Source organism: Pseudomonas sp. MRSN 12121 (assembly GCF_000931465.1).
GTDB lineage: Bacteria > Pseudomonadota > Gammaproteobacteria > Pseudomonadales > Pseudomonadaceae > Aquipseudomonas.
In genome coordinates, this window is record NZ_CP010892.1 from 6338908 (window position 1) to 6353168 (window position 14261).

Here is a 14261-nt window from a genome sequence, read left to right on the forward strand (position 1 = left end):
GTGGCCCCTGCCACCGGCTGCGCTAAGATTCCCCGAGGGCGCGAGCCTGCGCTCCACTTCCACCCGCGAGGAGTATTCATGTCCACCCCCAGCATGACGCTGTTCCACAACCCGGCATCACCTTACGTACGCAAAGTCATGGTGCTGCTGCATGAAACCGGCCAACTGGACCGCGTGGCCCTGCAAGCCTGCCAGTTGACCCCGGTGAGCCCGGACGCCGCACTCAACCAGGACAATCCGCTGGGCAAGATCCCCGCCCTGCGCCTGGCCGATGGCAACGTGCTGTACGACAGCCGGGTGGTTTTCGAGTACCTCGACCAGCAACATGTCGGCAACCCGATGATCCCCCGCGAAGGCTCGGCCCGCTGGCGGCGCCTGACCCTCGCGGCCCTGGCCGACGGCATCATGGACGCCTCGGTGCTGATCCGTTACGAGCTGGCCCTGCGCGCCCCCGAGAAACACTGGGAGCAATGGCTCGACGGCCAGCGCGACAAGATCCGCCGCGCCCTGGCCGTGCTCGAGGCCGAGGCGATCGCCGAACTGGCCTGCCATTTCGACGTGGCCGCCATCGGCGTCGCCTGCGCCCTGGGCTACCTCGACTTCCGCCACCCGGACCTGCAATGGCGCACGGCCTACCCCCGGCTGGCGGCCTGGTACGCCGAGGTCAGCCAACGCCCTTCGATGCTGGCGACCCAGCCACCGGTTTGAAGCCGCCGGGCACGGTCATCACCTGCAACACGATGGTGCCCGGGCCGCCCCCATCGCGAGCCAGCTCGCTCCTACAGAAACGGCATCTCCCACTGTAGGAGCGAGCCTGCTCGCGATAACCGCCCCACGGTGTTTCGGGCAACGACCCGACTATCCACGCCAGCAGCGCCTGCGCTGCCTGCCGGTCCTCACGCAACCCCAGCGACCTACTCATGGCCCACCTCTGGCGCGGCTGCCGCCGGCTTGCCCTGGCCAACGCCGTACCAGTCGAGCTTGCGGGTCAGCACCATGAACATCCCCAGCAGGCCGAACAGCAACAGCGAACCCATCAGCAGCGCGTAGTCCTCGGCGCTGAGCAAGCCGTACAACAGGCCGTACAAGGCCGCCAGACCAGCGGCGAAAGCCAGGCCGTGGCTCAGGCTGCGCAAGACGTGGCAGACGTAGAAACCGATCAGCGCCACACAGCCACCCGCCGACAGCAGGTAGGCCAGGCCGAAGCCGAGATGCTCCGACAGCGACAGCAGCAACAGGTAGAAGAGCGCCAGGGCCACCCCCACCAGGGCGTATTGCACCGGGTGTACCGCCAGGCTCTTGAGTACCTCGAAGAGGAAGAAGCCGGCGAAGGTCAGGGCGATGAACAGCAGCGCGTATTTGATCGCCCGGTCGCTCTTGAGGTACTGGTCCACCGGGTCGATGAAACTCACGCCGAAGGTACGGTTCTTGAATTCGTCGCACGACTCGCTGGCCAGGCAGCGGGTCAGCGCGCTTTCCAGGTTGGTGGAGAAGAACGAGGTCTGCCAGCTGGCGGCGAAACCCAGGTCGGAAATCTCCCGCTGCGCCGGCAGGTAATCGCCGATAAAGCTCGGGTGAGGCCAATCGGCCCGCAGGCGTACTTTGCTGGTCCGGCCTACCGGCACCAGTTGCAACTGGCCGGTGCCCTGCAATTGCAGGTTGAAGGCGAAGTCCAGGTCGGTGCTGCGCTTGCCGTCCAGCAGCGGCAGGTTGACGTGCACGCCCTCCCCCAGCCAGTCGAGCTGGGTGCCGGGGGAGAACGGCAGGCTCTGGCCGTTCAGCTCGAGCGCGATGGACTGTTCGATGCCGCGGATGTCGCTGATGCCCACGGCGAGAAACGGCTGCTCGAACCGGTAGTCGGCGAAGTCTTCCTTGATCCCCAGTTGCTCCGGTACGGCGAACTGGCCGCTGATGCGGCTATTGGCGTGGAACAGCCGGGCCTGGTAGATCCCGCGGGCACGCAGCTCGGTCTGCACCTGGCCGTCGAGCTCGAAATGCTCCGGCAGGAAATACAGCCGGCCGCGCTCCTCGCCCTGCTCCTGGTAACGCAGGTTGCTCTTCTCGTTGGTTTTCCAGATGCGCACCACCTTGCGATAGGGCACCACCAGCAGCGGACCGCTCAATTGCTGGCGGTAGCTGGAGCTGCGGGCGATATCGGTCAGCACATCGTCGCGCAGCTCCTGGCGCTCCTGGATCAGCCCGTCGATCATCAACAGCGGGATCATCAGCCCGAGGATCAACAGGGCTATCGCCCCGAGTTTGAAGGTCAGATTGCGGTTCATGGGGTCTCTCCCTGTTCGAATGGGGGAGAGTCTGGGCGGCCCGTGTGGGGGTTTTATGGGGGCAATGTGGAGAGTCTGTGGAGATTGTTATTGGCTGAACTGACTCCACGCACCCTGTAGCCGCTGCCGAGCGCCAGCGAGGCTGCGATCGGTCGCGAAGCGACCGCCAACCCTGAGTCCGCGATCCGCCTGGAAAAACGCGTCAGCAGGTTTTACGACCGCTCCGCGGCCGATCGCAGCCTCGCTGGCGCTCGGCAGCGGCTACATCGGCCCGGTGTATTCCTCAGGATCAGGTGGGGAATTGCAGGGTGACTTCGACGCCGCCTTCCACGTTGCCGATCCGCATCCGGCCGCCATGCAGTTGCACCACCTCTTCGACGAAGTTCAGCCCCAGGCCGGTGCTTTTGCGGCCGCTGTCGGGCCGTGGCAGGGAATAGAAGCGCTCGGTCAGGCGTGCCAGGGCGTAGTCGGGGATGGCCTCGGCCTGGTTGAACAGGCTCACCTGCACGCGCTCGCCCGCCTGGCTGGCCGTCCAGCGCAACACGCCGCCGGCGGGGGTGAAGTCCAGGGCGTTCTCCAGCAGGTTGCCCAGGGCCTGGCGCAGCAGGAACCTCTCGCCCGACAGCTTCAGCCCCGGGTCGATCAGTTGCTCGACCTGCAACCCCTTGCCCGCGATCCGCGCCTTCTGGCTGTCCAGCAGCTGGTTCGCCAGCTCCGCCAGCGGCACTGCCACCCGTTCCTCCAGGCCATGGCGCTGTTCGACCTGCGCCAGGTTCAGCAAGCGCTCGATCAAGTGCTGCATGCGCGCGCTTTCGCTGTCGATATTGCTGACGAAACGCGCGCGCTGCTCGCCGGGCATCTCGCCCTGCAACAGCTCCGCCGCGCCGCGGATCGCCGCCAGCGGGCTTTTCAGCTCATGGGTCAGGGTGTGCACGTAGCGCTCGACATAGGCCTTGCCTTCCAGCTGGGTGCGCATGTGTTCCACCGCCGTCGCCAGTTGCTCCAGCTCACCGCCGCGGTAGTGCGGCAGCTCGGCGCGGCGGCCCTCGCTGACCGCCTGGGCATAGCCGGTCAGGCGGCGCAGGGCCACGCTCAGCCACCAGGACAGCAGCGCGCCGAACAGCAGGCCCAGGCCGATCAGGCCGGCGCCGTACCACAGCAGGCGGCGCTCGGTGCGATCGACATAGGGCTGCAAGGAGCTGTTGGGCTTGGCCACGGTGACCACGCCGATGATCCGGCCGTTGTCACGGATCGGCGCGCCGACGTGCATCACCGAAGAGTTCGGATCGTCCGGCACGCTGCGCGAGGAGCGCGCGCCATATTGGCCGCGCAGGGTCAGGTAGACGTCGTTCCAGCGCGAATAGTCCTGGCCCACCGCCAGGCCGCTGGAGTCCAGCACCACCTTGCCCTGGGCGTCGGTGACGTAGATGCGGTGGTTGACCTGGTTCTTCGGCAGGCCCCAGATGGTCGCCGCCGGCTGCCGCTCGCCGTAGGCCTTGAGCAACTGCGGCCAGCGGTTCTCGCTGAGGGTGCCGGCCTTGAAATCGTCGTGCAGGATTTCCGCCAGCAGGTTGGCGGTGTCCACCAGGGTTTCCTCGGTGGACTGGCGCACCCCGGGGCGGATTTCCTCCATCACCGTGTTGAGCACGAAATAACCGGTCAGGCCGACGAACAGCACGTAGACCAGGAAAATCCGGATTCCCAACGGCATCAGCTGTGCCCCGGGCTGTAGCTGTAGCCCAGGCCGCGATGGGTCTGGATCGGCTCCGCGCTGGCCGCCACCAGGCGCAGCTTGGCCCGCAGGCTCTTGATATGGCTGTCGATGCTGCGTTCGTAGCCGGCGTCCGCCGCCACTCCCAGGGCGTCGAGCAATTGCTCGCGGCTGAACACCCGCTCGGGTTGCTCCAGCAGGCACTGCAGCAGGCGGAACTCATGCCGGGTCAGGCTCAAGGGCTGGCCGCGGTAGCTGATCTGGAATTTCTCGGTATCGACCTGGAAGGTCGGAGCCGGGGCCTCGACCGCCGCTCGCGGCGCCATGCGCTTGAGGATGGCCTTGACCCTGGCGGCGACCTCGCGCGGGCTGAAAGGCTTGACCACGTAATCGTCGGCGCCGATTTCCAGGCCCACCACCCGGTCGATCTCGCCGTCGCGGGCGCTGAGGAACATCACCGGCACCTCGCTGAAGCGCCGCAGCTGCTTGCAGGTCTCGAAGCCGCTGATATCCGGCAGGCCGATGTCGAGAATCAGCAGGTCGGCCGGCGTGCTGCGCTGATAGTCCAGCGCCGCCTGCCCGAGATTGAGCCAGGTGGTACTGAAGCCTTCGCCTTGCAGGGCAAAGATCAGCGTATCGGCAATCGCCGCTTCGTCTTCGACAATCAGGATATGAGGCATGGCATCCGAGCACAGGAAGTAAGTGCCGGAACGGTGCCGGATGCCTCAGGCGCCGTCAATCGGCTGCGCTCAACAGCTGGGCTTGTCCGCGGTGAAGCGCCGTGCCGGGTTCACCGCGGCACCGAACTCGCGCAGGGCCTTGGCGCCGATCAGCAGCGGGTAGTTGAAGCTGCTGCGGTCGGCCAGGTTGACCTCGACGGTGCGCTTGACATTGCCCAGGCACAGTTCCAGGTCAACCACCGGACGCTTGGCCACCTGAGCCTCTTCCTTGTCCTCGTCCTCATCGGCGCGGCTCTTGATCTTGCTGATCCGCGCCACCTTGTGTTCATAGACCTTGTTGCTGGCGCCCTTGGTCGCCAGGCGGAAGCGCACCCAGTCTTCGCCATCGCGGGTGAAGGTCTCGATGTCCTTGGCCGACAGCGAGGCGGTCAGGGCGCCGGTGTCCATCTTGGCCTTCAGGGTTTCGCCGATTTCCGGCAACTGGATGTATTCGTAGCGCCCGTAGAGGGTCGGCTCGGCGGCCATGACCGGCAGCGCCAGCAGGGACAGGAGTGCAAGGACGGATTTCACGTGGGCAGGTTCCTTGGGTAGTGGGCAGCAGGATTTTAGACCGCCGCCGGGCAATTGGTTCGCTATCGTTTGCAGGCCATGCTTCTGTAGGAGCGAGGCTTGCCCGCGATGGCTGCGATCCGACTTGCCCGCGATATAGATACCGCGCGCTGTCTGAACCGACGCCATCGCGGGCAAGCCTCGCTCCTACAGTACGGGGGCGGTCTTTTCGGTTGAATGCACCATACCCTTACAGAAGTGAAACATTCGTCAGCACTCTAGATTTGGCCTGCCCGTCGAAGGTGCTTATCATGGCGCGCCCAAACGCTTTCAAGAGTGCCTTATGCGCCGCCTGCTCACCGGCTGTTTCGTCACCCTGCTGCTATTGCTCAACACCCTGGTCCTGTTCGGGCCGCTGATGGTGTTCGCCCTGCTCAAGCTGGTCTTGCCGGGGCGCCTGCGCGACTACGCGTCGGCGGCAGTGATGTGGATCGCCGAAACCTGGGCCGAGATCGACAAGCTGATCTTCGCCCTGTGCATTCCCACCCGCTGGGACGTGCGCGGCGGCGACGACCTGCAGGTCGACACGTCCTACCTGGTGATCAGCAACCACCAGTCCTGGGTCGATATCCCGGCGCTGATCCAGACCCTCAACCGCCGCACGCCGTTCTTCAAGTTCTTCCTGAAGAAGGAATTGATCTGGGTGCCCTTCCTCGGCCTGGCCTGGTGGGCCCTGGACTACCCGTTCATGAAGCGCTACAGCAAGGCCTTCCTGGCGAAGAACCCCGAGCTGCAAGGCAAGGACCTGGAAATCACCAGGGCGGCCTGCGAGCTGTTCAAGCGCCAGCCGGTCACGGTGGTCAACTACCTGGAAGGCACCCGCTTCACCCCGGCCAAGCGCGAGCAGCAGCAATCGCCCTTCAAGCAGTTGCTCAAGCCGAAAGCCGGTGGCGTGGCATTCGTGCTGGCGGCCATGGGCGAACAGCTCGACGCCATCCTCGACGTGACGGTGGTTTATCCACAGCAGAAGATCCCCGGTTTCTGGGACCTGATCAGCGGCAACGTGCCGCGGGTGATCGTCGATATCCAGACACGAGAGCTGGACCCGGCGTTGTGGCAGGGGGATTACGAAAACGATCCGGCGTTTCGCCAGACCGTCCAGAACTGGGTCAACCAGCTCTGGACCGAGAAAGACCAGCGCATCGACGCCTTGCGCGCCGAGCGCCGTTGATCAGCTGCCGCTGCCGACGCCCCAGATCCCGCCCAGGCTGCTGAGCAGCGAACCGCCAACGCCCTGCTGACCCAGGTATTGCAGGATCACCGGGGCGAACTGGCCGACCATGCCGCTGTCCATGCCCAGCGCGCTGAACGCGGTGTTCAGGTCGTTGGTGTCCTTCACGTTGCCCAACGCGTTCTCCAGGCCCGAGATCTTGGTTCCGCCGTTCTGCCCGAGCAGGCCGCTGAGGGCGCCGAGGTTGCCCAGGGCGTTGCCGCCGGCGAGCTTGTCCAGGCCCGGTACGCTTTTGCTCAGTTGCGAATAGTCGGTGCTGCTCAGCTGGTTCTTCGCCAGGCCGAGCATCGCGCCGGTGCCGCCCACCGCCTGCTCCGGGGTGACGTCCAGCTTGGACAGGGCACTGAGCAGGCCGGCGGTCTGCGAGGTCGGGGCGGCAGCGGCGGCCTTGTCGCCACCCTGCATGCTGGACACGGCATTGGCGGCATCGCTCAGGCTGAAACCACCGGCAAAAACCGGGCTGGCGCCCAGGGTCAGCAACGTAGCCAGTGCAACACTGCGGGAAATCTTCATCGGGACAACCTCTTGAGCATGAAAACCACCCGAGATTGGGTGGGAGAAAACAGCTGTTTGACTGGTGGCCATTAGAAATGTTCCTGTTCGCCTCCAGATAGCAAAGCGCTATGGTTGACCGTCGCTCCCCACACAGCAAGCCACAATGAAAAGAATCTCCTGCCTGCTCCTGGCCGTTGCACTCCTCGCCATCGGCACCTGGCGCATCGGCGCGCCCGTCGATGAACGGGTCTGCGCGGACCAGCCCGCCTACGACGGCCCGCTGACCCGCTTCGTGGCCGATTACTTCAAGCAGAACGATGAACGGGCCTGGCAAGAGGACACCAACGTCTTCGATATCCTGGCCAGCCCCGAAGCCGATGGCATCGCCCGCCAGCCGCAGCGCTATTACTGCGAAGCGCTGGCCCTGCTCGAAAGCCCGGCACGCACCCAGTCGGAAAAGGTCTACACCTCGATCCTGATGCTCAAGCTGCCCATCGACCATTACCTGGGTCTCATGGACCACAGCCACCACCTTTACCAAGCGGGGCGGATCGACGGTACGGTGCTGGGCTTCGTGCTCAAGCCCCGCGGCACCGCCCTCGACTATTGGTGGTTGCCGCAGTGGCGCTCGCGCTTCAACCGGGATGCGCCCTTGGTGTTCAGTGCGCCGCAGAGGGCAGACATACTGTCCGGCCAGTACTGGTTCGACTATCCGAGCGCAGGTTTCTGAGCCGTGAAACAGCCATGAAAAAGGGCGACCCGAGGGTCGCCCTGTTTACTGCGCGGAAGCCTCAGGCGGCGCTGAACAGCTTGTGCGGGTCGATGACGAATTTCTTCGGCACGCCGGCATCGAACTCGCCGTAGCCACGCGGGGCGTCGTCCAGGCTGATGACCTGCACGCCGACCACTTCGGCGATGTTGATGCGGTCCCACATGATGGCCTGCATCAGTTGGCGGTTGTACTTCATTACCGGGGTCTGGCCGGTGTGGAAGCTGTGGGATTTGGCCCAGCCCAGGCCGAAGCGGATGCTCAGGCTGCCCAGCTTGGCCGCGGCATCCACCGCACCCGGGTCTTCGGTGACGTAGAGGCCGGGGATGCCGATCTTGCCGGCCACCCGCACCACGCCCATCAGCGAGTTGAGCACCGTGGCCGGCGCTTCGTGCTGGGCACCGGCATGGCCGTGGCCGCGGGCCTCGAAGCCCACCGCGTCGACCGCGCAATCCACTTCCGGCTCGCCCAGCAGCGCGGCGATCTGTTCGTGCAGCGGGGTGTCCTTGGACAGGTCGGCGATCTCGAAACCCTGGGCCTTGGCATGGGCCAGGCGCACCGGGTTGACGTCGCCGACGATCACCACCGCCGCGCCCAGCAGGCGCGCCGAGGCCGCGGCGGCCAGGCCCACGGGGCCGGCGCCGGCGACATACACGGTGCTGCCCGGGCCGACACCGGCGGTCACGGCGCCGTGGTAGCCGGTCGGCAGGATGTCGGACAGGCAGGTCAGGTCGCGGATCTTCTCCATGGCCTTGTCGCGGTCCGGCAGTTTCAGCAGGTTGAAGTCGGCGTAAGGCACCAGCACGTATTCGGCCTGGCCGCCGGTCCAGTCACCCATGTCGACATAGCCGTAGGCACCGCCGGCACGCGCCGGGTTGACGGTCAGGCAGACCCCGGTGTGTTGTTCCTTGCAGGAACGGCAGCGCCCGCAGGCCACGTTGAACGGCACCGAGACCAGGTCGCCGAGCTTCAGGTTCTCGACGTCGCTGCCCTTCTCCACCACCTCGCCGGTGATTTCATGGCCCAGGACCAGGCCGACCTGGGCGGTGGTGCGGCCGCGCACCATGTGCTGGTCGGAGCCGCAGATATTGGTGGATACCACGCGCAGGATGACGCCGTGCTCGATCTTCCTGCCGCGCGGGTCCTGCATTTTTGGATAGTCGATTTTCTGTACTTCGACCTTGCCGTTGCCGAGATACACGACACCACGATTACCAGACATGCTTTCACCTCGCTGTTGTTTTTATGAAACCGCGTTGCCAAAAAGAGGCAGCGCGTGGAGTGCTCGGGTACAGATGCTGTTTCGTTTTCAAAATCGCTATCGCGGGCAAGCCGGTGCGCTGTCCATGTAGGAGCGAGGCTTGCCCGCGATGGCCGCAAAGCGGCCGGTGTTAAAGCACCACCGTCCGGTTGGCGTTCAAGAACACCCGCCGTTCGATGTGATACCCCACCGCCCGCGCCAGGGTCAGGCCCTCGATATCGCGGCCCTTGGCAATCAGGTCCTCGGGGTAATGGCTGTGGTCCACCACCTCCACGCCCTGGGCGATGATCGGGCCCTCGTCCAGGTCGTTGTTGATGTAGTGCGCCGTGGCGCCCACCAGCTTCACGCCCTTGTTGTAGGCCTGGTGATACGGCTTGGCGCCCTTGAAGCCGGGCAGCAGGGAGTGATGGATGTTGATCGCCTTGCCATCGAGCTTGCGGCACAGCTCCGGCGACAGCACTTGCATGTAGCGCGCAAGGATCACCAGTTCGGCGCCGGATTCCTCGATCACCTGCCACACCTGGCGCTCCTGGGACGGCTTGTCGTTGGGGTCCAGGGGAAAGTGGTGGTACGGAATCTGGTGCCAGTCGGCCAGGGGCTTGAGGTCCGGGTGGTTGGACACCACCGCCACCACATCCATCGCCAGTTGGCCGATGCGCTGGCGGTAGAGCAGGTCGTTGAGGCAGTGATCGGCCTTGGAAACCATGATCACCACTTTCGGCCGATGGTGCGGCGGGGTCAGTTCCACGTTCATGTCGAAGGCCCGGGCGCGCTCGGCCAGGCTGTTGCGCAAGTCCTGCTCGTCGAAAGCCTCAGGCTGGCGGAACTCCACGCGAATGAAGAACCGGCCCGAAAGCCGGTCGTCGAAGGAATGGTGTTCGGTGACATAACAGCCCCGCTCGAACAGAAAACGGGTCACCGCGTCCACCGTGCCGAGCACGCTGGGGCAGTCGGCGGTGAGGATCCAGGTATCGGGGGCGCGGCTCATGCTGGGTAACTCCTGTTCTTGTTGGGCAACCGCGGCGCGGTCGAATCGCGGGCAAGCCTCGCTCCTACAGTAGGTTTGCAGGAGCGAGCGGCGATCCGACTTGCCCGCGATAAAGTCTCAAGCCTGGACGCTGAGACCGTATTCGGCGGCGGCATCCTGCAACCACAACCACCAGTAATCGGAGAAGCTGCGGCGGATCACCAGTTCCCAGGTGTCTTCGCCCATGCGGCGGATCACCAGTTGCGACTTGGCGAACACCGTGCCGACGGCCTTGCCCACCGGGAAGTTGTTGGGGTGCACGTCATAGCTGGTGGACTTCATCAGCACTTCGCGCACTTTCGGCCCGGACAGTTCGAGGATCTGCTGGCCGCCGCTGACGTTGACGATCTGGATATGCAGGTCGCCCAGGGCTTCACGCAGTTTTTTCTCGGCGGCGAATTCTTCTCCGCCCGGCACCACCAGCAACCATTCGTCCGGCCCCATCCACTGCAGGCTGGTCTCGCCCTTGGCGACCACGGTCAGGGCCACTGGCAGCTCCAGGCCCAGGGCCTGGTGCACGCCGGCGGCGAAGGCCGGGTCGTGGGCATCGCCACGGATGGTCAGGTGACCGAGGAGTTTCTTCTCGCGCAGGGTCACGCCTGCGTTCTTGCGGCCCTTGCCCACCAGGCTGGCGAGGTCGGCATGGTGCAGCGACGACTCGGCTTTGGCGCCGGAGGTGGGGCGCTGTTGGTAAACGTTGACTGCGGTCATAGAGCACCTGTCTTCAAATTCTGCATCACACCCGTAGGAGCGGAGCTTGCCCGCGATGAATACGCCGCGGTCTGTCTGAGGCACCGCGTTGGGCTTATCGCGGGCAAGCCTCGCTCCTACGGGATCGGGTTAGACGTTCTGGCGATCGCCTTTCGGATCGAAGAACACCGAAGAAACGATTTCCGCCTCGATCACCGTGCCGTCGGCCAATGGCGCGAACACCCGCTCGCCCATCCGCTTCAGGCCGCCCTTGACCACGCCCATGGCAAACGAATAACCCAGGGAGTTGTGGGCGTAGCTGGAGGTCACGTGACCGACCATGCTCATCGGGATCGCCTGGTTGGTGTTGAACACCAGCTGCGCGCCTTCCGGCAGCCAGACATTCGGGTCGATCGGCTTGAGGCCCACCAGCTGCTTGCGCTGGTCGCGCACGCAGTCTTCACGGTTCATGCCGCGCCAGCCGATCCACGAGAACGGCTTGGTGCGACCGACGCACCAGCCCATGTTCAGGTCGTCCGGGGTCATCGAGCCGTCGGTGTCCTGGCCGACGATGATGAAGCCCTTCTCGGCCCGCAGCACGTGCATGGTTTCGGTGCCGTACGGGGTCAGGTTGTACTTCTTGCCGGCCTCGACGATCTGTTCCAGCACGCCCATGGCGTAGTCGGCCTGGACGTTGACTTCATAAGACAGCTCGCCGGTGAACGAGATGCGGAACACCCGCGCCGGCACGCCGCCTACCAGGCCTTCCTTCCAGGTCATGAACGGGAAGCCGTCCTTGTCCAGGTCGATGTCGCTGACTTCGCTGAGCAGCTTGCGGCTGTTCGGCCCGGACAGGGTCATGGTCGCCCAGTGGTCGGTGACCGAGGTGAAGTACACCTTCAGGTCCGGCCATTCGGTCTGCTGGTAGATCTCCAGCCATTGCAGCACGCGCGCGGCGCCGCCCGTGGTGGTGGTCATGATGAAGTGGTTGTCGCCGACGCAGGCGGTCACGCCGTCGTCGAAGACCATGCCGTCTTCCTTGCACATCAGGCCGTAGCGCGCCTTGCCCACATCGAGCTTGGTCCAGGCGTTGGTGTAGATGCGGTTGAGGAACTCACGGGCATCCGGGCCCTGGATATCGATCTTGCCCAGGGTCGAGGCGTCGAGCAGGCCGACGCTGTCGCGCACCGCCTTGCACTCGCGCTTGACCGCGGCGTGCATGTCTTCGCCGTTCTTCGGGAAGTACCAGGGACGCTTCCACTGGCCGACGTCCTCGAACTCGGCGCCGTTCTTCACGTGCCACGCATGCAGCGCGGTGAAACGTACCGGCTCGAAGATATGCCCGCAGTGACGCCCGGCCACGGCGCCGAAGGTCACCGGCGTGTAGTTCGGACGGAACATGGTGGTGCCCATCTGCGGGATGCTCACGTTCAGCGAGCGCGCCGCGATGGCCAGGCCGTTGACGTTGCCCAGCTTGCCCTGGTCGGTGCCGAAGCCCAGGGCGGTGTAGCGCTTGACGTGCTCGACCGACTCGAAGCCCTCGCGGGTCGCCAGTTCGATGGCGGCGGCGGTGACGTCGTTCTGCAGGTCGACGAATTGCTTGGGTGCCCGCGCGGTGCCTTTTTCATGGGGCACCTGGAACAGCGCCAGGGTGGGTTCCTCATGCCGGCTCAGGGCCTTGGGCAGCACGGCTTCCACCGCCTTGAAACCGGCTTCGCTGGCAGCGCGCACGCCACCTTCGAAACCGTCGGCCAGGGAGTCGCCGAGGCCGTAGACACCGTTGATGCCACCGACGCACACGCGTTTCTGCGGTGCTTCGCCCGGCACGAAACCGAGGATGTCTTCACGCCAGGTCGGCTTGCCGCCCAGGTGCGAAGCCAGGTGCACCACCGGGCTGTAGCCGCCGGAGCTGGCAATCAGGTCGCAATCCAGCCACTCGCCGGGGCTGGTGACCTTGTGCGCCTTGACGTCGATGGCCGCGATGCGGGCACCGGTCACACGCTTGGTGCCGCGAGCCTCGATCACCGCACTGGAAGTGAGGATGCGAATGCCCTTGGCACGGGCTTCTTCCACCAGCGCGCCACGCGGATTGTGCCGGGCATCGGCGATGGCCACCACTTGCAGGCTGGCGTCGAGCCAGTCCAGCGCCACGCGGTAGGCGTGGTCGTTGTTGGTGCTCAGCACCAGCTTCTTGCCCGGCGCCACGCCGTAGCGCCGCACATAGACCGAGACCGCGCCGGCCAGCATGTTGCCCGGCACGTCGTTGTTGCCGTAGACCAGCGGGCGCTCGCAGGCGCCGGTGGCCAGCACCACGCGCTTGGCACGCACGCGATGGATACGCTGGCGCACCTGGCCGATCGGCGCGCGATCGCCGAGGTGGTCGGTCAGGCGCTCGTGAATGGTCAGGAAGTTATGGTCGTGATAGCCGTTCACGGTGGCCCGTGGCAGCAGGGTCACGTCGGGCAGCGACTTCAGTTCGGCGACCACCGCGGCGACCCAGTCGGTCGCCGGCTTGCCGTCCAGGCTTTCGCGGCTGTCCAGCAGGCTGCCGCCGAATTCCTCCTGTTCGTCGGCCAGGATCACCCGCGCACCGCTGCGCGCGGCGGCCAGGGCCGCGGCCAGGCCGGCAGGGCCGGCTCCGACGATCAGCACGTCGCAGTGCTGGTTCATGTAGTCGTAGGTGTCCGGATCGTTCTCGGTCGGCGAGCGACCCAGGCCGGCGGCCTTGCGGATGTACTTCTCGTAGGTCATCCAGAACGATTGCGGATACATGAAGGTTTTGTAGTAGAAGCCCGGCGGCATCAGCTTGCCGCCGACCTTGCCGAGAATCCCCATCATGTCGTTGTTCACGCTCGGCCAGCCGTTGGTGCTGGTGGCGACCAGGCCCTGGTACAGCGCCTGCTGGGTGGCACGCACGTTGGGGATCTGGGTGGCTTCGGTGGCGCCGATCTGCAGCACCGCGCTCGGCTCTTCGGCACCGGCGGCGAAGATGCCGCGCGGCCGGGAATACTTGAAGCTGCGACCGACGATGTCGACGCCATTGGCCAGCAGGGCCGCGGCCAGGGTGTCGCCTTCGAAGCCTTTGTAGCTCTGCCCGTTGAAGGTGAAGCTGAGGACTTTGTTGCGGTCGATGCGTCCGCCGTTGGACAGGCGATTGGACTGGCTCATACCTTCTCTCCCAGAGCCTGCGTGGCCGCTTTCGGGCTATCGGTCTTGTCGGTGAATTGCGGCTTGGTACCGATCTTGTAGGTTTCGAGAATCTCGTAGGTCACGGTGTCGCGGGTGGCGTTGAAGTACTGACGGCAGCCGGCGGCATGGATCCACAGCTCGTGGTGCAGGCCGCGAGGGTTGTCGCGGAAGAACATGTAGTCGCCCCACTCCTCGTCGGTGCAGTTGTTCGGGTCCAGGGGACGCGGGATGTGCGCCTGGCCGGACGAATGGAATTCCTCTTCGGAGCGCAGTTCGCCGCAGTGAGGACAGAAGATGTGCAACATGGGGATTTCTCC

At 65.2% G+C, this 14261-nt stretch carries 13 protein-coding genes; 3 read left to right on the plus strand and 10 right to left on the minus strand.

Features of this window, described 5'->3' with window-relative positions; translation table 11 throughout:
* Window positions 1–78 precede the first annotated feature (78 nt).
* Window positions 79–708, plus strand: coding sequence for a glutathione S-transferase (locus tag TO66_RS28945; RefSeq protein WP_044465460.1), 630 nt, complete (start codon window positions 79–81; stop codon window positions 706–708).
* A gap of 206 nt (window positions 709–914) precedes the next feature.
* On the opposite strand, the gene creD is transcribed toward TO66_RS28945, so the two are convergent.
* From creD to TO66_RS28965, 4 genes are all read right to left on the minus strand, one after another.
* Entirely contained in the window at window positions 915–2282 is a 1368-nt protein-coding gene (creD, locus tag TO66_RS28950; protein ID WP_044465461.1) for a cell envelope integrity protein CreD, read from the minus strand.
* 289 nt (window positions 2283–2571) lie between these two features.
* Complete coding sequence (creC, locus tag TO66_RS28955) at window positions 2572–3993, minus strand: two-component system sensor histidine kinase CreC (RefSeq protein WP_044465462.1); 1422 nt, start codon at window positions 3991–3993, stop codon at window positions 2572–2574.
* Window positions 3993–4673 (minus strand): two-component system response regulator CreB, encoded by a 681-nt coding sequence (gene creB, locus TO66_RS28960; RefSeq protein WP_044465463.1) that lies wholly within the window; start codon window positions 4671–4673, stop codon window positions 3993–3995. Before creB ends, creC begins: the two co-directional genes overlap by 1 nt.
* Window positions 4674–4742: 69 nt before the next feature.
* Window positions 4743–5243: an ATP-dependent zinc protease gene (locus tag TO66_RS28965; RefSeq protein WP_044465464.1), complete on the minus strand. Its 501-nt coding sequence runs from the start codon at window positions 5241–5243 to the stop codon at window positions 4743–4745.
* A gap of 322 nt (window positions 5244–5565) precedes the next feature.
* Between TO66_RS28965 and TO66_RS28970 the strand changes: the two genes are divergently transcribed.
* Entirely contained in the window at window positions 5566–6453 is an 888-nt protein-coding gene (locus TO66_RS28970) for an acyltransferase (RefSeq protein ID WP_044465465.1), read from the plus strand.
* On the opposite strand, the gene TO66_RS28975 is transcribed toward TO66_RS28970, so the two are convergent.
* Entirely contained in the window at window positions 6454–7026 is a 573-nt protein-coding gene (locus TO66_RS28975) for a DUF2780 domain-containing protein (protein ID WP_044465466.1), read from the minus strand.
* A 145-nt stretch (window positions 7027–7171) separates the two neighbouring features.
* On the opposite strand from TO66_RS28975, the gene TO66_RS28980 reads away from it, so the two are divergent.
* The gene (locus tag TO66_RS28980; protein WP_044465467.1) at window positions 7172–7738 is read left to right on the plus strand and encodes a hypothetical protein; all 567 of its coding nucleotides are present in this window, start codon (window positions 7172–7174) and stop codon (window positions 7736–7738) included.
* Between the two features lie 61 nt (window positions 7739–7799).
* Here the strand turns inward: TO66_RS28980 and fdhA are convergent, their stop codons facing one another.
* The 5 genes from fdhA to TO66_RS29005 form a co-directional block, all read right to left on the minus strand.
* Window positions 7800–8999 (minus strand): formaldehyde dehydrogenase, glutathione-independent, encoded by a 1200-nt coding sequence (fdhA, locus tag TO66_RS28985; protein ID WP_044465468.1) that lies wholly within the window; start codon window positions 8997–8999, stop codon window positions 7800–7802.
* A gap of 169 nt (window positions 9000–9168) precedes the next feature.
* Window positions 9169–10026, minus strand: a complete 858-nt coding sequence (gene purU, locus TO66_RS28990; RefSeq protein ID WP_044465469.1) for a formyltetrahydrofolate deformylase — start codon at window positions 10024–10026, stop codon at window positions 9169–9171.
* 117 nt (window positions 10027–10143) lie between these two features.
* Entirely contained in the window at window positions 10144–10776 is a 633-nt protein-coding gene (locus TO66_RS28995) for a sarcosine oxidase subunit gamma (protein ID WP_044465470.1), read from the minus strand.
* Between the two features lie 129 nt (window positions 10777–10905).
* Window positions 10906–13923 (minus strand): sarcosine oxidase subunit alpha, encoded by a 3018-nt coding sequence (locus TO66_RS29000; RefSeq protein WP_044465471.1) that lies wholly within the window; start codon window positions 13921–13923, stop codon window positions 10906–10908.
* Window positions 13920–14249, minus strand: coding sequence for a sarcosine oxidase subunit delta (locus TO66_RS29005; RefSeq protein WP_007926380.1), 330 nt, complete (start codon window positions 14247–14249; stop codon window positions 13920–13922). The genes TO66_RS29000 and TO66_RS29005 overlap by 4 nt, the downstream gene beginning before the upstream one ends.
* Between the last annotated feature and the right edge of the window lie 12 nt (window positions 14250–14261).

Coding starts and splice junctions, on each gene's coding strand:
- TO66_RS28945 (WP_044465460.1), top strand. CDS start 79: ATGTCCACCCCCAGCATGACGCTGTTCCACAACCCGGCATCACCTTAC.
- creD (WP_044465461.1), bottom strand. CDS start 2,282: ATGAACCGCAATCTGACCTTCAAACTCGGGGCGATAGCCCTGTTGATC.
- creC (WP_044465462.1), bottom strand. CDS start 3,993: ATGCCGTTGGGAATCCGGATTTTCCTGGTCTACGTGCTGTTCGTCGGC.
- creB (WP_044465463.1), bottom strand. CDS start 4,673: ATGCCTCATATCCTGATTGTCGAAGACGAAGCGGCGATTGCCGATACG.
- TO66_RS28970 (WP_044465465.1), top strand. CDS start 5,566: ATGCGCCGCCTGCTCACCGGCTGTTTCGTCACCCTGCTGCTATTGCTC.
- TO66_RS28975 (WP_044465466.1), bottom strand. CDS start 7,026: ATGAAGATTTCCCGCAGTGTTGCACTGGCTACGTTGCTGACCCTGGGC.
- TO66_RS28980 (WP_044465467.1), top strand. CDS start 7,172: ATGAAAAGAATCTCCTGCCTGCTCCTGGCCGTTGCACTCCTCGCCATC.
- fdhA (WP_044465468.1), bottom strand. CDS start 8,999: ATGTCTGGTAATCGTGGTGTCGTGTATCTCGGCAACGGCAAGGTCGAA.
- purU (WP_044465469.1), bottom strand. CDS start 10,026: ATGAGCCGCGCCCCCGATACCTGGATCCTCACCGCCGACTGCCCCAGC.
- TO66_RS28995 (WP_044465470.1), bottom strand. CDS start 10,776: ATGACCGCAGTCAACGTTTACCAACAGCGCCCCACCTCCGGCGCCAAA.
- TO66_RS29000 (WP_044465471.1), bottom strand. CDS start 13,923: ATGAGCCAGTCCAATCGCCTGTCCAACGGCGGACGCATCGACCGCAAC.
- TO66_RS29005 (WP_007926380.1), bottom strand. CDS start 14,249: ATGTTGCACATCTTCTGTCCTCACTGCGGCGAACTGCGCTCCGAAGAG.